Origin of the sequence: Lysinibacillus sp. FSL K6-3209 (genome assembly GCF_037976175.1) — a bacterium.
GTDB lineage: Bacteria > Bacillota > Bacilli > Bacillales_A > Planococcaceae > Lysinibacillus > Lysinibacillus sphaericus_D.
In genome coordinates this window covers 1037978-1059434 of record NZ_CP150264.1, presented here as the reverse complement: position 1 = coordinate 1059434, position 21457 = coordinate 1037978, and the positions used below count along the sequence as shown (strand labels likewise).

21 protein-coding genes are annotated in these 21457 nt (G+C 39.1%); 3 read left to right on the top strand and 18 right to left on the bottom strand.

What is annotated here, in order from left to right:
• Positions 1-13 precede the first annotated feature (13 nt).
• The 3 genes from MHH88_RS04975 to MHH88_RS04965 all read right to left on the bottom strand — a co-directional run bounded on the left by MHH88_RS04975 (position 14) and on the right by MHH88_RS04965 (position 3194).
• Positions 14-1384 carry an amino acid permease gene (locus tag MHH88_RS04975; RefSeq protein ID WP_339261723.1) on the bottom strand — a complete coding sequence of 457 codons (1371 nt, stop codon included), beginning with the start codon at positions 1382-1384 and terminating at the stop codon, positions 14-16.
• A gap of 159 nt (positions 1385-1543) precedes the next feature.
• Positions 1544-2305, bottom strand: a complete 762-nt coding sequence (locus MHH88_RS04970) for an arginine deiminase family protein (protein WP_339261722.1) — start codon at positions 2303-2305, stop codon at positions 1544-1546.
• A gap of 16 nt (positions 2306-2321) precedes the next feature.
• Entirely contained in the window at positions 2322-3194 is an 873-nt protein-coding gene (locus tag MHH88_RS04965; RefSeq protein WP_339261721.1) for an arginine deiminase family protein, read from the bottom strand.
• 212 nt (positions 3195-3406) lie between these two features.
• Between MHH88_RS04965 and MHH88_RS04960 the strand changes: the two genes are divergently transcribed.
• Both MHH88_RS04960 and rpmB read left to right on the top strand, forming a co-directional pair.
• Complete coding sequence (locus MHH88_RS04960; protein ID WP_339261720.1) at positions 3407-4147, top strand: IclR family transcriptional regulator; 741 nt, start codon at positions 3407-3409, stop codon at positions 4145-4147.
• A gap of 208 nt (positions 4148-4355) precedes the next feature.
• On the top strand, positions 4356-4544 hold the full coding sequence (gene rpmB, locus MHH88_RS04955; RefSeq protein WP_024362078.1) for a 50S ribosomal protein L28: 189 nt from the start codon (positions 4356-4358) through the stop codon (positions 4542-4544).
• 119 nt (positions 4545-4663) lie between these two features.
• Here rpmB and spoVM read toward each other — a convergent pair whose 3' ends face one another.
• From spoVM to MHH88_RS04880, 15 genes are all read right to left on the bottom strand, one after another.
• Positions 4664-4768 carry a stage V sporulation protein SpoVM gene (gene spoVM, locus MHH88_RS04950; RefSeq protein ID WP_103977638.1) on the bottom strand — a complete coding sequence of 35 codons (105 nt, stop codon included), beginning with the start codon at positions 4766-4768 and terminating at the stop codon, positions 4664-4666.
• An 18-nt stretch (positions 4769-4786) separates the two neighbouring features.
• Positions 4787-5440 carry a thiamine diphosphokinase gene (locus tag MHH88_RS04945; RefSeq protein WP_339261719.1) on the bottom strand — a complete coding sequence of 218 codons (654 nt, stop codon included), beginning with the start codon at positions 5438-5440 and terminating at the stop codon, positions 4787-4789.
• The gene (gene rpe / locus MHH88_RS04940; RefSeq protein ID WP_069510176.1) at positions 5437-6105 is read right to left on the bottom strand and encodes a ribulose-phosphate 3-epimerase; all 669 of its coding nucleotides are present in this window, start codon (positions 6103-6105) and stop codon (positions 5437-5439) included. The genes MHH88_RS04945 and rpe overlap by 4 nt, the downstream gene beginning before the upstream one ends.
• A 2-nt stretch (positions 6106-6107) precedes the next feature.
• Complete coding sequence (gene rsgA, locus MHH88_RS04935; protein WP_339261718.1) at positions 6108-6992, bottom strand: ribosome small subunit-dependent GTPase A; 885 nt, start codon at positions 6990-6992, stop codon at positions 6108-6110.
• Between the two features lie 11 nt (positions 6993-7003).
• Positions 7004-8974: a Stk1 family PASTA domain-containing Ser/Thr kinase gene (gene pknB, locus MHH88_RS04930; protein WP_069510180.1), complete on the bottom strand. Its 1971-nt coding sequence runs from the start codon at positions 8972-8974 to the stop codon at positions 7004-7006.
• Positions 8975-8976: 2 nt separating this feature from the next.
• Positions 8977-9726 (bottom strand): Stp1/IreP family PP2C-type Ser/Thr phosphatase, encoded by a 750-nt coding sequence (locus MHH88_RS04925; protein WP_024362083.1) that lies wholly within the window; start codon positions 9724-9726, stop codon positions 8977-8979.
• A gap of 6 nt (positions 9727-9732) precedes the next feature.
• Positions 9733-10875 (bottom strand): 23S rRNA (adenine(2503)-C(2))-methyltransferase RlmN, encoded by a 1143-nt coding sequence (gene rlmN / locus MHH88_RS04920; RefSeq protein ID WP_339261717.1) that lies wholly within the window; start codon positions 10873-10875, stop codon positions 9733-9735.
• Entirely contained in the window at positions 10875-12236 is a 1362-nt protein-coding gene (gene rsmB / locus MHH88_RS04915) for a 16S rRNA (cytosine(967)-C(5))-methyltransferase RsmB (RefSeq protein WP_069510183.1), read from the bottom strand. Before rsmB ends, rlmN begins: the two co-directional genes overlap by 1 nt.
• Entirely contained in the window at positions 12233-13174 is a 942-nt protein-coding gene (gene fmt, locus MHH88_RS04910; protein WP_339261716.1) for a methionyl-tRNA formyltransferase, read from the bottom strand. The genes rsmB and fmt overlap by 4 nt, the downstream gene beginning before the upstream one ends.
• Position 13175: 1 nt before the next feature.
• Positions 13176-13670 (bottom strand): peptide deformylase, encoded by a 495-nt coding sequence (gene def, locus MHH88_RS04905; RefSeq protein ID WP_069510187.1) that lies wholly within the window; start codon positions 13668-13670, stop codon positions 13176-13178.
• A 123-nt stretch (positions 13671-13793) separates the two neighbouring features.
• Complete coding sequence (gene priA, locus MHH88_RS04900) at positions 13794-16208, bottom strand: primosomal protein N' (protein WP_339261715.1); 2415 nt, start codon at positions 16206-16208, stop codon at positions 13794-13796.
• On the bottom strand, positions 16205-17212 hold the full coding sequence (gene coaBC / locus MHH88_RS04895; protein WP_069510191.1) for a bifunctional phosphopantothenoylcysteine decarboxylase/phosphopantothenate--cysteine ligase CoaBC: 1008 nt from the start codon (positions 17210-17212) through the stop codon (positions 16205-16207). The genes priA and coaBC overlap by 4 nt, the downstream gene beginning before the upstream one ends.
• Positions 17213-17341: 129 nt before the next feature.
• Positions 17342-17569, bottom strand: a complete 228-nt coding sequence (gene rpoZ / locus MHH88_RS04890; RefSeq protein WP_024362090.1) for a DNA-directed RNA polymerase subunit omega — start codon at positions 17567-17569, stop codon at positions 17342-17344.
• Between the two features lie 4 nt (positions 17570-17573).
• Entirely contained in the window at positions 17574-18191 is a 618-nt protein-coding gene (gene gmk / locus MHH88_RS04885; RefSeq protein ID WP_024362091.1) for a guanylate kinase, read from the bottom strand.
• A 43-nt stretch (positions 18192-18234) separates the two neighbouring features.
• A complete protein-coding gene (locus MHH88_RS04880) occupies positions 18235-19098 on the bottom strand; it encodes a YicC/YloC family endoribonuclease (RefSeq protein ID WP_339261714.1) in 864 nt (287 codons plus the stop codon).
• Positions 19099-19415: 317 nt separating this feature from the next.
• Here MHH88_RS04880 and MHH88_RS04875 point away from each other — a divergent pair, with 317 nt between their 5' ends.
• Positions 19416-21110, top strand: a complete 1695-nt coding sequence (locus MHH88_RS04875) for an NFACT RNA binding domain-containing protein (protein ID WP_339261713.1) — start codon at positions 19416-19418, stop codon at positions 21108-21110.
• The last annotated feature ends 347 nt before the right edge of the window (positions 21111-21457 follow it).

Genomic DNA, 21457 nt, shown 5'->3' with positions numbered 1-21457 from the left:
AATGAAACATCCATTAAGCATTCAGTGACTCTTCTTTGTCAGAAGTGATGGGGCTCACTTTACTCAATTTCACTTTATAAAATAGCATACACGCTACAAAGAACCCTATGCCGTATAACAACCCTATTCTTTGAGTCGGATCAAACGCTAAAAACACTAATATAATGACACAAAAAACAATACAAAATATTGGAATTAACGGGTACAATGGTGTTTTAAATTTCAAATCTGCCACATTGCCTCCCCCTTTTACATAACGGTATCGGAACATTAATTGAGACATTGCAATACCCATCCAAGAAATAGTCACCGAAATTCCGGCTATAGACATAAGCAACACAAAAACTGCGTCAGCTTCCATCACACTTGTTAATAACGATAGCAGCGAAAATAGCATCGTAAAAATAAGCGCATTTAATGGCACTTTATTTTTTGTTAATCGACCAAAGTACTTTGGAGCCATGCCTTCTTTTGACATCGACCATAGTAATCGTGTGGACGCATATAAGCATGAGTTCCCTACAGACAATATTGCTGTTAAAATAACGAAATTCATAATGCCCGCCGCATATGGAACACCCGCTATTTTCATCAATGTAACAAAAGGACTTTCAAGTAGCCCAAGTTCAGATGATGGGAAAATGGCAGACAGTACTATTATAGAAGCAATATAAAATACGATAATTCTAAACAAGATTGTCCGTATTGCTCTTGGAATGTTTTTTTCTGGATTTTCTGTTTCACCAGCAGCAATTCCTACAAGCTCGGAACCTTGATACGAGAAAATAACATTCATCATCGTGACAAAAATAATTGTAATACCTGCTGGGAATAATCCTGTCGGTGCTAAATTCATTAAATGAGGTGTCGGCCAATCTGCCAAAGGAATTAAGCCAAAAATAGCAGCTACACCAATTATTATAAAGGCAATTACAGCCACTACCTTAATACTTGCAAACCAGAACTCCGCTTCTGCAAAACCTTTCGTTGTTAAAGCATTTAATGTAAACAGAAGCACCATAAAGACCGCACACCATATCCAAATCGGCACATTTGGGAACCAATGTTGCATTAATATGCCCGCTGCTGTAAACTCCACCCCCGCGGTGGCAGCAGATCCAACAAAGTACATCCAACCTAACGAAAAGCCTGCTGACGGACTGATAAATCGTGTTGCATATGTTTGGAAAGAACCTGTGACAGGCATATACACTGCCAATTCACCAAGACAGTTCATCACCATATATAAAATTAAACCACCAAATAAATAACCAATTAGTGCTCCACCAGGGCCAGCTTGATTAATTGTATAACCTACATTTAAAAATAAACCTGTGCCAATCACACCACCAAGTGATAACATCAATAAATGTCGACTCTTCATAGAACGCTTCAATACATTATTATGCTGTTGCTCCCCTTTGCTCAACGTGTTTCCCCATTTCCGTATTTTATCAAATTATTCAATTTTCAGATATTTAAAGTACTAAAACACCCAATCAATTTTTCCCCTACAAATTGATTGGGCATGTTTTTTATTGACTTAAAATCGTAGTGACAAACAGCTTAATCCGCCATCATGCTTTCTAAATTCAGACATTTCAAGTTCAATCGTTTGATAGCCTAAGTCATTTAGTTTGCGATTGGTATCAGGATAACCTGCTGGAATAATGATAGCATCGTTTACTTGAATGCAGTTTGCAGAGTATTCATCTTGTTGTGGAATAACAATTTTCTCATAAGATTCAAATGCTGGATGATCGATAAACTCTCCAGCTACAACCATACGATTTTGCCCAACATATGCGATGCCCGTTTTTAAATGGAAGAAATCTTGTAATGGAATAATCGTTGCTTCATAGCCTTCCTTTTCAACGATTTCTTTAAATTGTCGTGCGCCTTCTTCATTTGTACGAGCTGAAATCCCTACATAAAATTTCTTTTCAGCTTGCAAAACATCACCGCCATCAAGTGTTCCAGGTCCTTCAATATAATATAGCTTGTCATAGAAATTTTTAACTGCTGGTTCGATTGCTTCAATTTCCCGATTGCGTGCTTCTGCTCCTGGATTTGTGATAATCGCAAATTCAGAAGTTAGTACCGCTGTATCTTCTACAAAAGTTGCATCTGGAAAAGCTTCATCTGCATCAAGTTGAGTAACCTCTACACCACATTTTTTTAATGCTTCTACATAGCGTTCGTGCTGTTCAAATAATTTTTCTAAAATAGGTTTTCCTAGATCACTTGTTGTTAACCCGTTAACAAAACTATTGCCTGGTGTTTTTACAATCACATTTTTAAACATATCATCCGTCCCCTTTTTATCCTCTGACTACTGGGCAAGTTAGACATGTAGGTCCACCTGTGCCTTTTACCGTAATTTCGTTACCTTTATATTCATATACTGTTGCACCCGCATCTAATAACTGCTGTTTAGTAGAAGGATTACCTTCAGGAATAACACATACTCTCGGCGCTAACGCTAACACGTTACAGCCCAAATTATCATACTCAGCTTTTGGTACTTCCACTAATTGAATTCCTCTTTCGATTAGAAGCTGACGGAAAAATACTGGCATTAAACGCGAATGTACAACAGCCAAATCCTTGTCTACCATACTAATAAACGACATTAGATGTAAGCACTCTGCTTCACCTAAATCATGAGGAAGTTGCACAACGATAAATTCATCGACCATAGTAGCTGTCATTTCCTTAATTTGACGAATCGCTTCATCGTTCGTGCGGTATCCTCGACCTACTGCAAGCGTACGGTCATCAAGCCAAACCAGATCCCCACCATCTGAAACAGCATCACCCGACAATTCTCCAATTATCGCAATCCCTTTGTCTTGCAAAAATTCCTTATAAACAACTGCCTCATGTTGTCTTAACTTTTTACCAGATTTCAAAATAATTGCGCCCTGTGGTGTGAATTTCACAGGATCATGTGCATAGAGCGAATCTAATCCTACTTTATTTGACGCCGGTAAATAATCAATTTGTTCAACATACTTCTCTAGAACGGCTATAAACTCAGCATATTCTATAAGAGCCTCCTGATAATTAGGTTCTGATAAATAGTTGAAAGTTTTCCATTCATTCGCAAGATGCTCTTGGCTTTTAAAAGCGTCTTTTGGATGTTTAATGATTACATGTTTTAAAGGTGCATACATGGATGAACAATAATGCATACCTTCACCCCTTTTCCGTTTAGTGGAAAGCGTTTCCGTTAAGAGGAAAGTTTATATAAAAAATATAGGTGTTTTATGATATACTGTCAATATATTTAGAAAAATTTTAATATTATCTTTTCCAAAGAGAAAACTAACTATGGACAACAATGAAGGAACTAGACGAACAGGAAGAATAAAAATAAAATAAGATTAGAGGAGGTGGGACCATTATGCAATTATTAGAACGTGCAATGACAATTGCGAAAGTGTTAGCTTCAGAAGCATCCGAAGGCAGTTTGTCTATTTCAGAGCTTTCCACCAAATGCGATTTACCATTGAGTACATTACATAGAATTTTAAAAGCGATGATTGCGCAAGGAATGATTGAACAAGACACACAAACGAAGCATTATCGTCTCGGCACCATATGGATGGAGTTAGGTTTGCAAGTGTATGATACGATGGACTATATTAGCAAAATTAGGCCGGAATTAGAAAGACTCGCTAGAGAAGTTGAGGAAAGTGTTTATTTAAGCAAACCTGCGGGGTTAGATACGATTATTATCGAACGTATTGATAGTGCTGCAAACCCGATTCGTATTTATGATCAACTAGGTATTCGCATTCCAATGCATATTGGGGCAGCCAATAAAGCGTTGTTAGCCTCTTTACCGCCCGTAGAAGCAAAAGAAATTATGCAGCAACTCGTTCCTATGGAAGAAATGGCTGAATTAGAAGCGCAATTAGAACAAATTCGATTACAAGGCTTTGCCATTAGCCACGGGGAGCGAACAGCCGGTACTTCCTCAGTCGCTGTAGCCGTTTTTAATGGCTTTGGTGAAATTATCGGTGCCGTCAGTATTGGTTTTGTTAGCTTTAACGTCAGCGATGAACATATCAACTTTCTTATACAACGTCTTGTAGAAACAGGGAAACGCGTGTCTACAAAACTTGGCTATCGCGGAAAATAATCTATTAAAAAATCCACTGCGCAATGAATCGAGTAACCATTGTTCAGTGTTTTTTTTATAGCTGTTTTTGCCTGTAAAGGTTTTTTTCTTGAAAGGTTATGTGAAAACTGTTGCACTGAACGACTTGGTATGTTAAATTATTATGGTATGTGAAATACCGAACTGAAATAATAATCTTTCAGCATCAACTGTAAGGAGGGAATACAACATGCCAAAACAATGTGTAATCACTGGACGTAAAGCTCGTACTGGTAACAACCGTTCCCACGCTATGAACGCTAACAAACGTACTTGGGGCGCTAACCTTCAAAAAGTTCGTATCCTAGTTAACGGTAAACCAAAACGTGTATGGGTTTCTGCTCGTGCTTTAAAATCAGGTAAAATCGAGCGCGTTTAATAGCCGCTTCTAAAAAATCGATTTCGCATAAAGCGTAAATCGATTTTTTTCTTTCATTTTTCAAGGCACACTACCAACCGCCTTTATATAGCTATTAAACAGGAAAAATCCGACTGGCATCAGTCGGATTTTTTAGCTTCTTTCTTATCTTTTTTAAATAGATTAATACACGTACGCGTAATGCTACTAACAAATTTCGGCAGTTGGAACGTATATACTTTCAGGACTCTCTCCCCCTTACGCTAATCTATGCTTCTTATCATTAAACATATGCCTTGCGTGAAGGATATAGACCCTGAAGTGCCTATTATTTCATTACTTGTAAATCGAGTTGAACCTAACGAAATTTCTTCGTTCGTTGTTTCATATTTTACATGCCTTAAAGTAACGCCCTGTATTGCTTGCTCATGGGCAAAAAAAGACAAATAGCGATAACGCTCATCCGCTTGAATTGTGTGGGTGCCTGGCACCAAAAACTGTATCGTGTTGGCATGGTTGATAATTTTCAACACAAGATCAGGATGTTCAAGCTGTAATCGATAAATGGAACGCACAGCCGCCTCATAATGATCTAAACGCCCACCTGTAACCCCTGTTAACACAATTTCGCTAGGAGCGTAGGTTAACGCTTTTAACAGCGCTAAATCCGTATCGGTTTCATTTTTTTCTTCACGGAAGCGTTGGGCATCCTGCGCATGTTTCATAACATATTGATATTCCTCTTGTGATAACGAGTCAAAGTCGCCAACAATGGCATGCGGTGTAATACCTTGCTCAATTAAATACAGTGCACCTCGGTCCGCACCAATAAATAGGACATCATGTTGTTTACTATACGATTCTAAGGAACAAAGCTCCTCTTTCGGACCGCCTGCACAAACGACAACAGTAGTCATCCTTTAATCGCTGCCTCACCAGCAGCTAAAATCTCTTGAAGTGCCGCTGTACGATCCTCTTTACTATAAATCGCTGAACCTGCTACAAAAATAGTTGCACCTGCTTTGGCACATGGAACAATTGTTTCTGCATTAATACCACCATCAATTTCAATCGCAATGTCTAAATTACGCTCTTTAATAATTGTGGATAATGCTTCAATTTTAGGTACAACAGAATGAATGAATTTTTGACCACCAAATCCAGGATTCACTGTCATGAATAACACCATATCAATATCTTCTAATATGTGCTGAATCGTTTCAATCGGTGTATGTGGATTTAAAACAACACCTGGCTTAACACCGTAAGAACGAATTAATTGAATCGTACGATGTAAATGGCGACAAGCTTCTACATGTACCGTAATATAATCCGCTCCTGCTTTGGCAAATTGTTCAATATATTGATCGGGATTTTCAATCATTAAATGAACATCTAATGGTAAATCAGTTAAAGGACGAATCGCATCCAACACAATGGATCCAAATGAAATATTCGGTACAAAATGACCGTCCATTACGTCGATATGAATAAGCTTTGCACCTGCTCGTTCTACATCTTTTACTTCTTCTCCTAGTTTAGCAAAGTTTGCTGCTAAAATTGATGGTGCTATTTGTATCATAATTAATACCTCGGCTTTCGATCCATAATTTCTTGCATAAATTGTTCATAATGTTTGTAACGGTACTCGCGTATTTCGCCAGCTTCGACTGCAACTTTAACCGCACATTTTGGTTCTTTTAAATGCAAACAGCCTCTGAATTTACAGTTCTCAGCAATTCGCGTTATCTCTGGGAAACATGCCCCTAGCTCTTCTTTTTCAATTTCATCAAAATCAAACGAACTAAACCCAGGCGTATCCGCCAATAAACCATCACATACTTCTATCAGCTCAACATGGCGGGTCGTATGCTTTCCTCGTCCTAAGCTCTGTGAAATAATGCCTGTTTTTAAATTTAAATCAGGTATTAGCGTATTGAGAAGCGTTGATTTCCCAACACCAGATTGTCCCGCAAGCACCGATGTCTTTCCTTTTAAAATCGGCTGAAGACGTTCTACTAATTCTTCTTCATCTTTATAAGTTTGAAGCACCGTATACCCTATGTTTTCATAATCTGCGATATAGCCCTGTAATTCCTCACGCTCATCTTCTTGTAATAAGTCCATCTTTGTCAGACAGATAATGGGGTGTACATGAAATGACTCTAAAACAACTAGAAAGCGATCCAATAAAATCGTATTAAAGTTCGGCTCTTTTACTGAAAATACTAAAATGCCTTGATCGATATTGGCGATGGGCGGACGAACTAGTTCATTTTGACGATCCATAATTTTTTGAATCGTACCATCCGAGCCTTCCGTTTCAAGTGTATACTCTACAAGATCACCGACGAGTGGCGATTCTCCCCGATTGCGAAAGACGCCACGTCCTCGGCACTGTATAAGTTCCTTCCCATCGTAAACATAATAATAACCACTTAACGCTTTACGGATTTGGCCTTGCGCCATCCAATTCCCCCTTATTTAACATCATCATAATTAAAGCTATCCGACTCAATAATTTCTGAATCACGGATAATTTTATAAGCCGCTTCTTCGCCTTCTACAATGACAAGTTGTATTTTGTATTGTTGGTCACTAGTAATGGTGAATTCATCAAAAGCTTTCACCATGGTATGATTTTTATCTTGAATTTCAATGCGTATTACTTGTTCAGCGCCTTCTTCTGTCGGTTCATATGGAATTAAAACATTTTTAATAAGTGTTTTCACTGGTTTTTCTGCAGGTCCTTTACTTAAAACAACTGCAATTGTATCGCCTTCCATTAAGCTGGTACCTGGTTTTGGCGTTTGCGAAATAACACTACCTGCTGCAACGGTATCACTATACTCTTCGCGAACAGTGCGCCATTTCAGCCCTACTCTTTTTACGTAATCATCCATTTGAGCTTTCGTATAATTCGCTACACTATCAACTGTAATCATTTTTACACCTTGGCTAATTGTAAATGTAATCGTTGCATCTTTAGCGATTATTTCCGCTCCTTCTTGCGGATCTTGCTCAATAATTTGCCCTTCAGGCAGTTTGGAATGCACATAATTTTTTTGGATGATTAGTTTATCCTTTAACAAAGCCTCAACTTGACTAATTTGTTGTCCAGTATAGTCATCAATTTTAACCGTTTCGACACCAAGACTAACTATTAATTCTATTTCTGTTCCTTTAACACGCTTTGCATCTTTTTCCGGATCAGTTTCAATGACTTTGCCCTTCTCAACATCTTCAGAATTTCGCTCTTCTTGTTGTTCAGCAACAACAAAGCCAGCTTCTTGTAATTTCTTTGTCGCATCTTCGACCGTTAAATTGGTCACATCAGGTACGGCAATTTTTTTCGGACTAAATAAATCTGTTGCAAATAAAAAGAAAAGGAACATTGCAATCACGACGATGAATAACCCTGCCACATACTTTGGCCACTTTTTCTTTTGTTTGACCGGCTCTACTTTTTCAACAGGTTTTTTCGCCTCTACCTTCTTTTGTGCGATAGGTTCCATTGCTCTTGTTTTAGTCAAATCTTCATCTTTTCGGATAAACTGTTCTTTAATGATTGGGATGGCTCTTGTCGCATCATTATCAATAGGAATTGTAAATTTTGGTTCATTGATACGAGCTGATGATAATACTGTTTCCAAGTCCTCTTGCATTTCTTCTACCGTAGCATAGCGATGAGATGCATCTTTTGCAGTTGCCTTTAACACGACATTTTCAAGACTTTGTGGAATGGTACCATCAAATGCTCGAACAGATGGTGTCTCTGATTGCAAATGTTTAAGGGCAATTGAAACAGCGGACTCACCAGAAAACGGCAATTCGCCAGTAAGTAATTCATACAAGACAATTCCAAGCGCATAAATATCTGATTTATTTGTTGCCGTTCCACCACGTGCTTGCTCTGGTGATAAATAATGGACAGTGCCCAACACAGAGTTTGTTTGGGTGAAAGATGTGGCACTTAGCGTCATAGCTATTCCAAAATCCGTTATTTTCACATTTCCTTCCGCATCCATTAAAATATTTTGCGGTTTAATGTCACGGTGAATAATATGATTTTCATGAGCATTGGCAATCGCTGACGTTAATTGCTTCATAATATGCACACTTCGAGCAGGAGAAATCGGTGCAAATTCCTGTATGTACTGCTTTAACGTCTTTCCTTGAACATATTCCATGACAATATAATGTAAGTCTCCATCATCACCTACATCATAAATACTAACAATATTCGGATGTGTAAGGCTTGTAACTGAAAGTGCCTCACGTTGAAAACGTCGATGTAATTCATCCTCATTGGTAAAATCATAGCGTAATATTTTTATCGCTACGTCCCTATTTAATATCATATCATGCGCCAAGTATACATTGGACATGCCTCCGCCACCAATGAGTTCTATAATTTTATAGCGGTCACTAATTCGTTTTCCTACAAGCATACTTACACCTCCTCATCTTGCCTTGTGAGTAACACGAGGGAGATATTGTCTTCCCCCCCGCTTGCATTTGCTAGTTCCACAAGCTTTCGCCCTTTTTCTTCAATTACATCTGGATAGGTAATGATAGATGCCATTTCATACACTGATAGTTTATTACTTAAACCGTCAGAACAAATGAGTAAATACGATTTTGGCGCTAGCTCTACTTCATAAAAGTCTGGTTCAATAGTTTCCTCTGTTCCAACAGCTTTTAAAATGAAATTTTTCTTTGGATGCGTCAATGCTTCCTCTTCGCTAATTTCACCATTTTCAAGCAGAACATTAACATAGGAGTGATCTCTTGTTATTTGTTGTGCGCCATCATCAAAGAAATAATACACGCGACTATCCCCAACATGTGCAATGAAGCAATAATTCCCTTCAATTAACACGGCGATAAACGTCGTCCCCATTCCTTTACAGTCTTCGTGTGATAAAGAATAGTTGAATATATTTGTATTTAAAAGCTTAACTGCTTGTCGTAACCATTCTTTTTTTGATGTCATAGTTGCAAAATGATGTGCCTCTGCTTGTAAAAACACAGTTTCCATTTGTTTCATTGCCATATCACTCGCTACATCGCCAGCATTATGACCACCCATGCCATCCGCCACAAGTGCGAGTGCGAGCCCATCTGGACGTTTAAAAAAGGCAGCGCGGTCTTCATTAATTGCTCGTTTTAAACCAATATCACTTTCGACTGTGTATTTCATCACTGGTCACCTCGTTTCTTCAGATCTCTCTTTCGCACGTAATTGTCCGCAAGCCGCATCAATATCAGAACCTTGCTCTCTACGGATTGTTACATTGATACCATTTTTCTTTAATGTTTTTTCAAAAGCAAAAATTTTACTGCGAGATGTGCGAATATAATCACGTTCTGGTACGTAGTTTACAGGAATTAAGTTAACATGGCATTTTATACCTTTTATAAGAGCCGATAATTCTTCAGCCACTTCAACGGAATCATTTTCACCAGACATTAAACCATACTCAAAACTAACACGACGTCCCGTTTTTTTCGTATAGTAACGAACGGCTTCCATCAGTTCCTCTAATTTGTAGGCACGTGCAATAGGCATTAATTTTTGACGAGCCTCTTGGTTCGGTGCGTGCAAGGAAACAGCAAAGTTAATTTGCAGCTGTTCATCAGCAAATTGATAAATTTTTGGTACAATACCTGATGTTGAAACGGTAATATGACGGGCCCCAATGTTTAAGCCCTTTTCATGATTGATTACTTTTAGGAAGTTCATCATGGCATCATAGTTATCGAAAGGTTCGCCTATGCCCATAATAACGATATGAGATACACGTTCGTTTACTTCATCTAAAGCTTGCTGTACTTTGACAACTTGCTCCACAATTTCCCCCGCTAATAAATGACGTTTTAGTCCACCTAACGTTGATGCACAGAACGTACAACCAATTCGACAGCCCACTTGCGTTGTGACACAAACGGAGTTGCCATATTCATGGCGCATTAAAACTGTTTCAATGGAATAGCCATCTTGTAATTGGAATAAAAATTTAATCGTACCATCTTTTGATTCTTGTTTAATAATCGTTGACAACGTTGTTAAAGCAAAGCTTGCGTCTAACTTGTCACGTAATGCTTTAGATAGATTAGACATTTCCTCAAATGTTTTTACTCGTTTATTGTATAGCCAATCAAAAATTTGTGCCGCGCGGAATGCTTTTTCCCCATTTTCTATTAGCCATTCTTCTAATTGGTACGGTTGTAATGAATAAATGGATTCTTTTAAATTTGGTTTTTCTTTTTTCGCTCGTCGAACAGGCTTATCTTCCGCTTCCTCGACTAAATCGTTAATACGTTCATTAAATTGCTCTTGATCCACCATTAGTTGGATTCTCCTTTTTTACGAAAGGCCGCGACGAAGAAACCATCGCTGCCGAAGTCTTGTGGAAAGACTTGAAGCATGCCATTTGCTTGCTTTTCCGCTAATTTTGTTGGTAAAGATTCTAGTTGTATAGCTTCCATTTCTGGATGCTCTGTTAAAAAGGCCTCAACAGTGCCTTCGTTTTCTTGTTTATCGACTGTACATGTACTATAGACAAGCTTGCCATCTTGTTTTAATACTTTCGTTGCCGCATCGAGGAGCGCCAGTTGAATTTTTTGAAGATTTTCTAAATCCTCTTCACGCTTCGTATATTTAATATCTGGCTTACGACGCATAACCCCTAAGCCACTACAAGGTGCATCGACTAACACCGCATCGAATGATTCCAATTGTAAAAAGTCTGGAGCCTTGCGTCCATCAATCGGAGCCGTTTCTACAATATCAAGTCCTAGACGTTCTGTATTATGGTCGATTAAATCTAATTTATGTGGATGTAAATCCGTTGCCAAAATAGAACCTTTATTGCCCATTTTCTCCGCTAGATGCGTTGTTTTACCACCTGGTGCTGCACACATATCTAAGACGCGCATACCAGGAGAAGGATTCAACACATTTGCAGGAATCATGGAGCTTTCATCTTGAATGGTAATCACACCATCTTGAAATGCCTTTGTACGAGCAGGTTGCCCATTTGTGACATGAAGACATTCTGGCATTAGGTCACTTTGCTGTACTGTTAAGCCTTCCGCTTGTAAACTGGCAATCGCTTGTTCTGGAGTCGCCACGGTTCTATTGACGCGCACCGTTTGCACCGGTGGAACATTATTTTCGTGAAGCATTGCTGTCGCTACTTCCAGACCATAATTATGAACAAAGCGTTCAACTAACCATTGTGGATGACTCGTTGCAATAGCAAGACGTTCGATAGGGTCTGTTATATCCTCTATCGCTCTTACGCCTTGACGCAAGATAGAACGCAAAATACCATTGACTGTCGAAGCAATCCCCTGGTGCCCACGACGTTTTGCAATTTCTACCGCTTCGTTTACGGCTGCATGCGGTGGTATACGTGTTAAAAAGTGCATTTGATATAGCGACAAACGCAGTAGCCAACGCACCCAATGATCTAGTTTACCACGAATAAATGGCTCTAAATAGTAGTCAAGAGTCATTTTATATTGAAGCGTCCCATACGTAATTTCTGTTAAAAGTGCACGATCCTTTGCTTCTATTTTATGGCGTTTAATCGTTTCGTGTAAAAGTAAATTACTATACGCTTGGTTTTTATCAACTGCTAATAGGATAGAAAGTGCGGCATCTCGTACATTGCCATCCCAAATTACTACGCTTTTTTTACTCATTTAAATTGGTCCCCGATCTGTAATTTCGAACCTGTGCCTCGCAAATAATCCTCTGCCGTCATTCGTTTTTTTCCTGCTGGTTGAATATCGTATAATGCCAGTGCTGTCCCATTGCCAGCCGCAACTTCAAAATGATCCTTTGCAATTGCTACCACTGTACCAGGTGTCACGTTATGTTTCGCTTGTCCAACTTGTGCCCACCAAATTTTAAAGTTGCCTTCTTCAAATGTTGTATAGGCTACTGGCCAAGGGTGTAATCCTCGCACTTGATTGTAGAGAGTCGTGGCATCCTTTGTCCAATCAATCCGCTCCTGTTCACGCGATATATTGCTGGCAAATGTCACTTGTGTTTCATCTTGTACTATCCGGCTATTTGTTCTATTAATAATAGAAGGAAGTGTTTCTTTTAATAGCTCACACCCTACAACACTTAATTTATTAAATAGACCACCTGTATGGTCATCTTCTTCAATAGCGATTGCCTTTTGAGATATGATGTCGCCTGCATCTAACTTCTCCGCCATATACATAATCGTTACGCCTGTTTCTTTTTCACCATCCATAATGGCTTGGTGAATTGGCGCTCCTCCACGATATTTCGGTAAAAGGGAGGCATGCACATTAATGCAGCCAAGTGGCGGTGCATCAAGCAATTCTTTCGGTAAAATTTGTCCAAAAGCTGCTGTAATAACGATATCTGGTTGTAAATCTAGTATTTGCTGTAATTCCTCAGAGCCACGCAGCTTTTCTGGTTGAATAACAGGCAGTCCTAATTCCAATGCCGCTGCTTTAACAGGTGGCGGTGTTAGCACTCGCTTACGTCCAACTGGTCGATCTGGTTGCGTCACAACAGCCTTGATATCATACCCCTCATTGTGTAGCATACGCAAAATTGGCGCTGAGAAATCAGGTGTCCCCATAAAAATAATTGACGTCATATTATTCCTCCTCTTCTGCGTACATTTCTTCTAGCTCTTCTTCTGTCACAATGCGTTTAATTTTGGAATCAAATAAAATGCCATCTAAGTGGTCGATTTCATGTAAAATCGCTCGCGCTTCAAAGCCGCCAGCTTCAAGCTCATAGACACGCCCCTCTCGGTCACAAGCTTCAATTTTTACATAATCAGGACGTTCAACTTCTCCATATAATCCAGGGAAGCTTAAGCATCCTTCGATATCCACTTCTGCTCCGTCTGTTTTAATAACAGTAGGGTTAATCATTTCTAAAATATCTCTTTCTTCACCTAGTTCGACAATTGCCACGCGTAGTCCAACATTAATTTGTGGTGCGGCAATCCCCACACCATCATATTCCACCATCGTGTCATATAAATCATCAAGTAATGCAATAATCTCTTCGTTAATTTCTGTTACTTCAGCACATGGTGTAGATAATACTTTTGCTGGATGTTCGATCACTTTTTTAATCGCCATTTCTCGTTCCTCATTTCTATTATATAAGGCGCTCTCTTGCCTTAATTTCAATATTAGGCAAATCGCCATTTGAATCAATTATGATGTATTCAAGCTTGCTAAAAAAGCAGCTATTGCACCTCTTTATATTGTAGACGGGTCTAAATCAACCGTCATTAATATCCCCTGTTTAATCCAATCTGCTCGATACATCGCAAGTAAACGTTGCAAGACAGGTATCAGATTTGGTTCAATTTTATATTTTATCAAACATTGATAGCGATATCTATTTTGGAGACGGCTAATACTCGCCACCGTTGGGCCAATAATGGACACTTGATTGGATAAATTCCCTCGAAGCCAATCTGCTGCGCGCCCCGCATACTCTGCTGCCATCATGACATCTTCATGGGATACTTGTATAAGTGCTACGAAATAATAAGGTGGGTAGCCAGAACGACGGCGTAAAAACATTTCTCGTTCATAAAATGGCTCGTAATCTTGTACTTTAGCTAATTCAATTGCATAATGCTCAGGCGTATAGGTTTGGATTACGACTTCGCCCGCTTTATCATGACGGCCTGCTCTACCACTTACCTGTGTAAGTAATTGGAAAGTTCGCTCCGCCGCACGGTAGTCTGGTAAATGTAAGGATGTATCGGCACTAAGCACACCAACAAGTGTAATATTAGGAAAATCAAGTCCCTTTGCAATCATTTGCGTACCGAGTAAAATATCAGCTTGCCCCTCACCAAATGCTTGCAAAATCTCTTCATGTGCCCCCTTGTGCTTTGTTGTATCAACATCCATTCGTAGTACTCTTGCTTCTGGAAATAATTTATAGATTTCTTCTTCTACCTTTTGTGTCCCTGTACCAAAATATCGAATATGCTCACTTTGACATTGCGGGCAAATTTGTGGCACCTGTTCTTCATAACCACAGTAATGACATTTAAGTTTTTCAGTTGTACGATGATAGGTTAATGAAATATCACAGTTCGGACATTGTACAACCGTTCCACAATCACGACATAGCACAAAGGACGAATAACCTCTTCGATTTAAAAACAACACCATCTGTTCTCGTCGTTCAAGTCGCGTCCGTATCCCTTCAATCAGTAGTTCAGAAAACATTGAGCGATTTCCTTTTTGGAGTTCCTCTCGCATATCTGCGACATATACAGTTGGCATTGCTTGATGCAGCGCACGCTGTTTTAACGTTAATAATGTATAGACCCCTTTTTTCGCACGAGCATATGACTCAAGAGCGGGTGTCGCACTACCTAAAATAACAGGACAACGGAAGTATTGGCTTCGCCAAATGGCTACATCTCTCGCATGGTAACGGGGTGAATCTTCCTGCTTGTAAGTCGATTCATGTTCTTCATCTAAGATAATTAACCCTAAATTAGTAAAGGGGGCGAAAATGGCTGAACGAGCACCTACGACGACGCTTACTTTCCCTTGTTGAATTTTGCGCCACTCATCATACTTCTCTCCAACAGATAACCCACTATGCATTACGGCAACCATCTCACCAAAACGACTACGAAAACGCTCCGTCATTTGGGGCGTTAACGAAATTTCAGGCACTAGCATAATGGCTTCCTTGCCTTCATTTAAAACCTTTTGGATTGCTTGCAAGTAAACTTCCGTTTTGCCACTACCTGTAACACCTTGCAATAAAAAGGTGGAAGCAGATTGTGTATCAATAGCATGCGTAATTGCCTTTAATGCAACTGCTTGTTCGTCCGTTAATTGTAAGGACTGTGTACGTGCAACATCCTTTGTAAAAGGATCGCGATACACTTCTTCCTGTATAAAACTTGCTGCGCCTTTTTCAATAACCCCTTGCAATACAGCAGCAGAGACAGCAGTTGCTTCATAAATTTGCTGTGGTGTAAAAACTTCACCTAAATGCGAAGCCATCCACTCAATTAAAGAACGTTGCTTCACAGCTCTTGATGCCTCTTGCAAAGCTTTGCTTAATGCTTGTTCGTCTTCAGAAATCTTTACCATACGAACTGCTTTTACATTGCCTTGTTGCTTTACAACATTTTCTATTTTTACAATTTTATCGGTAATTAACGTTTTTAAGAGCGGCAATAATCCAGCCCGTTCAAATTCCTTAAAGTTTGCCTGTTGTCGCTTCCCGAAAATTTGTTGAACTGCCATTGGCAAAATCGTTTGATGATTGAGTAATTTGACGATTTTTTCATACTTAGCTCTTAATGCGGATGGTAGCATTACTTGCAATGCATCAATTTCATAGCAAATTGTTTCATTTTTAAGCCACTTTGCCATCAACAACATTTCTTCAGTAAAAACAGGCTCTATATCTAAAATTTGAGCAATCGGCTTTAGTTTATTTGTCGGAACTTCTGTTTCATGTTTTAAACCTACAACAAATCCTAGTACATTTCTCGGTCCAAATGGTACTTTTACACGACAGCCTTTCTCTATAACAGCTACCCATTCTGCAGGAACCGCATAGTCAAAAGAGCGATCTACATGGTATGTTGAAACATCCACTATGATTTCTGCATATAAAACGCTCATTGCAACTCACCTTGTAATATATGCTGCCATAAAACCTTTGCAAATTGTGTCGTATCTGAAATATTGACAATTTGTCCGTTTATTGTTGCTGTTTGACTATCATCAATCCATTCATCGGCTATTACTTGTAACATCGGATTCCCTAGTACTTTTTGTCCAAATGTCACTGCCTCTGTACCTTCAATGGATAGAATAGGGGCACTTTCAATTGTTGGTATGTTGGCTGCGTGGATAAATAAAAGCTGTGCGTTTTGCTTTTTAACGTTCTCTACTTGCGTTATAAGGTCATACACATTTGTTGCTTCTTCACCTAACAGAATGACATGTGCCCCTAGTGCTTGCGCTTCTCTCGCTAACGCTTGTCCAATCTTACCATTGGCCTTTGTGCTAATCACATGCTGATTATCCATAGGGATATAACTTGCTCCTGCTGTCACAAGCACCGTTCGTCCTACTAATGGCTTTGGAGCGAAAAAATACTGTTGCACAAGTGCCGTAATTTTCTCTGGCTCTTCTAAACGACCTTTCCCAACATAGCCACATGCTAAAAAGCCTTCTGACGGTTCGATAAATTGATAACCATCTGTTGCTAGTTGTGCCAAATTGCGCTTTACCGCTGGATGATCATACATATGGACATTCATCGCAGGTGCAATCCAAACGGGTACAGTAGTGGCAAGTAATGTCGTTGTCACCATATCATCTGCAATACCGTTTGCAAGTTTGCCAATCACATTGGCAGTTGCAGGTGCGACTAATATTAAATCTGCCCAGTCAGCTAAATCTATATGGGCAATGACATTGGAATCTTTTTCATCAAATGTATCGAAGTAGACATCATTTTTTGACATGACTTGAAAGCTTAATGGATTGACAAACTGTCGAGCTGATGCTGTCATGATGACCTTTACACGAGCACCCGCCTGTGATAGCTTACTCACTAGCGCTACAGCTTTATAAACCGCAATACCACCTGAAACACAAAGTAAAATATTTTTATTCATCTACAATGTCGTCCTTTCAAACGATAAGCTCCCAAAGGACAATTCCTCGGGAGCTCTCGACATTTTTGTATAATCAAAAAATCACTGCAGATTTTAACATTAACTGGCAAAAGCTTTATACCATCAATGTTAGATTTCGTCTTCGTACACAGCGGACTCATCCTGTGATACTTTCGTAAGTACACCTGCTGCTACCTCTTCAAGTGCTTTTCCTACATATTTATAGGAAACATATTTGTGTAGGCGTTCAGTACCTTCTACTTCTTGCATTTGACGAGCGCGCTTTGATGCTAAACTTACTAAAGAATATTTTGAATCAATTTCTTTCTTTAAGGCATCTACTGATGGGTATAACATTGGTTTATTCTCCTCTCAACATTGACAAATATCTTTTTTCAACACGTTCTCTTCGACAATGCTCGGCTTTAATAATCGCATTTATACGATCACAGGCATTTGTCACTTCATCATTTTCAACTACATAATCGTATAAGCTCATCATTTCAAGCTCTTCACTTGCAGTTGCAATACGCTTTGCAATAACATCCGCTGTTTCTGTCCCACGGCCAACTAAACGATCTTTTAATTCCGTTAAACTTGGAGGGGCTAAGAAAATAAATAAGGCATCCGGTGCTTTTTTACGAATTTGCGCTGCTCCTTGTACTTCAATCTCCAAAAATACATCACGACCAGCATCAAGTGTTTCATTTACATAGGCTAACGGCGTGCCATAGTAATTTCCTACAAATTCAGCGTGTTCTAATAAGCCACCTTGGTCAATTAACGTTTCAAACTCTTCACGTGTCTTGAAAAAATAGTCTACACCATCTACTTCACCTTCGCGAGGATTTCGTGTTGTCATTGAGATGGAATACTCATAATTCGTATTCGGTTGAGAAAATAATTCTTTTCGCACTGTCCCTTTTCCTACACCAGACGGGCCAGACAGAACAATTAATAATCCACGTTCTTTTATCATTTATTCTCTATATCTCCCTTAATTTATAACAGATGCAGGCATGTTATTCGATATTTTGAACTTGCTCACGCATCTTTTCTAAAATTGTTTTTGCCTGAACTACTGCAACGGCTGCTTCTGTCGATTGATTTTTAGAACCTATCGTATTGATTTCGCGATGGATTTCCTGCATTAAAAAGTCTAATTTACGCCCGATTGAAACGGTTTCTAGCAACGTTTCTTCCAGTTGGTTAAAATGACTATCTAATCGATCCAATTCTTCCGTTATGTCCACTCGTTCTGCAAATATCGCTACTTCTGCGAGTAAACGATCTTCTAAAAGCGCTACTTCTGCAATTTCAGCAATCCGTTCTACTAAACGTGTACGATATTTTTCAACAGCAAGTGAAGAACATGAACGTATTTGATTCACTTGTTCCATTAGCTGTTCTTTATATTGTACAACAACCTCTTGCAATTCTTGCCCTTCACGCTCACGCATTTGAATCAACTGTCCAATGGCTTCTGTTACCGCATGTTCCACAGCACCTAATAAATCTTCTGGCGTTAGTTGCGGCTTTTCTTGCACTAATGCTTTCTCAAGCGCTAGTAGCTCCTGCATCGTCCATTTTTCTTCTAGCGGTACTTTACTTGCTAATTGTTCTTTTGCCTTACGATACGCTTCAATTAATGACCAATTAATTTCAATAGATTGCTCGACATTTTCTAAATCTTTTACATATACCATCACATCAATTTTTCCTCGGGATAAAGCTTGTGAAATTAATTTCTTAGCAAAAACTTCTGCTTCAAGCCATTCTTTCGGAAATTTTGCATGAATTTCTAAAAAACGATGGTTGACCGAGCGTATTTCTACGGTTAACTGAAAGTCTCTTGTTGTTGTGACACCTCTGCCAAAACCAGTCATACTACGCACCAAGGTTCGTCACACCTTTCTTTGCATACTGGGATAATTATAACATAAGCTCTGTCATTTATGACGTCTCTCCACAAAAAAATCGCTAGAGCAAAAATTAATTCTACCACATCTGTAGCTATATTTTAATATTCACCTAAAAAATGCTATGATAAACATACTAAAAAAGCATTCTTGCTTGAAATGGCTGTTTTGGGAACACTTTATAAAATCATGAATTGCACCATTGTAGTTCGTTTCAGCAGACCTTTTCAGCGCAAATACGAAAAATACAATGATGCAATATATCGTTGGAAAGAGGAATTAAAATGGCATTTGATGGTTTATTTACTTATTCAATGACAACAGACCTACAAAAATTAGTAACAGGTCGTATTACGAAAATACATCAACCTAACGCGCAGGAAGTTGTTTTACAAATCCGTGCAAATGGAGGGAACCATAAATTATTATTTTCTATCCACCCTTCCTATGCACGTGTACATCTTACAGAGCAAACAATCGAAAACCCTGCTGAACCCCCTATGTTTTGTATGCTTTTACGTAAGCATCTAGAGGGTGGTTTTATTTCTTCTATTAAACAGCATGAGTTAGATCGTATTATTATAGTAGAAATCCAAAGTAAAAATGAAATCGGTGATCCCATTGTACGGGAATTACATGCAGAAATTATGGGTCGCCATAGTAACCTGTTATTAATAGATACAGAACAAAATAAAATTATCGACAGTTTAAAACATTTATCACCTTCGATGAATAGTTTCCGAACAATATTACCTGGACAGCCTTATATCGCCCCACCTGCACAAAACAAATGGCAACCTCTTACGGTCACTGATGAGCAAGTAGCTGCATTTTTCGCAGAGCCAAAAACCGCTAAAGAAGTTGTGTCGCAATTTATTGGCTTTTCTCCTTTACATGCAGAGGAGTTGCTATTTCGTTTAACAGTTGCGTCAAACAAAGTTGGATGTTTCAAAGACTTTATGGCAGATTTTAATGATGGTGGCAAAGAACCGATGTATGTATCCGCACATAATAAAACATACTTCTCCCCAATTGCTTTAACACATTTACAAGGAGAGAAAACGGTCTATCCAAATGTCCATGAGCTTCTTGACCGTGTATTCTTTGCTCGCGCGGAACGAGATCGTGTGAAGCAACAAGCAGGAGATTTAGAACGTTGGTTACAAAACGAAATCGACAAACTATCATTAAAAATCAAAAAACTGACGAAAGACTTTGAACGCGCCTCCAAACTAGATCAGTTCCAATTGTATGGGGAACTATTGATGGCCAATATTTACGCTTTTGAAAAAGGTGTGAAGGAAGTGACCGTCACAAACTATTACAGTGAATCTGCTGAACAAGTAACGATTCCGGTAAGCGAGCGCAAAACTCCGATTGAAAATGCACAAAGTTATTACACGAAATATACGAAGGCTAAAAATGCCCTTATTATGGTGCAAGAGCAACTCGAAAAAACAAGAGAAGAAATTACTTATTTCGAAATGTTAGCACAACAAGTGCAACAAGCATCACCAGGTGATATCGAGGAGATTCGTGAAGAATTAGCGGAACAAGGCTATTTAAAACTTCGTCACGCCAAGAAAAAGAAAAAACAGCTTAAACCTGAACCCGAACATTATCTATCTTCTACAGGAACACCAATTTCTGTAGGGAAAAACAACAAGCAAAATGATATGCTGACATTTAAAATAGCAAAGCGTACAGATATTTGGCTTCATACAAAAGATATACCAGGCTCTCATGTAGTCATTCACGATGCTAATCCAGATGATACGACATTGCGAGAAGCCGCAACCCTTGCCGCATATTTCTCAAAAGCTCGTGACTCATCCTCTGTTCCGGTAGATTATACAGAAATACGACAAGTCAAAAAGCCTAATGGTGCTAAACCTGGATTCGTTATTTACTTCGAACAAAAAACATTGTTTATAGACCCAGATGAAACGGTTATTTTACAATTAAAGAAACAGTCTTAAAAATAGCATTATAGAAGAAGAGGCTGAGACAAAAGTGAAAAGGTGTTAGATTGATGGCAGTCAATCTAACACCTTTTTGCTGCGTCGTGTTGTCCGCTTCGGCGGTGCTTTCCGCTCAGCACACGTAAGAAGCAACCCTCGCTAACAAGCAGAATGCCCGCGTCTTACGTTGTGTGCGTTCTGGAGCAGGAGTCACCGCCTCCGCTACCAACAACTAGTTATTGCAAAAGCAAGAATAGCTAAGTTCTCCATATAGCAAAAATTTATGAACACCTTTCCTCTGTTCCTTTATTTTTTAGTTATACCCCAGCCATGCCGTTGCTATCGGCAAGAGGATTGCTTTACGC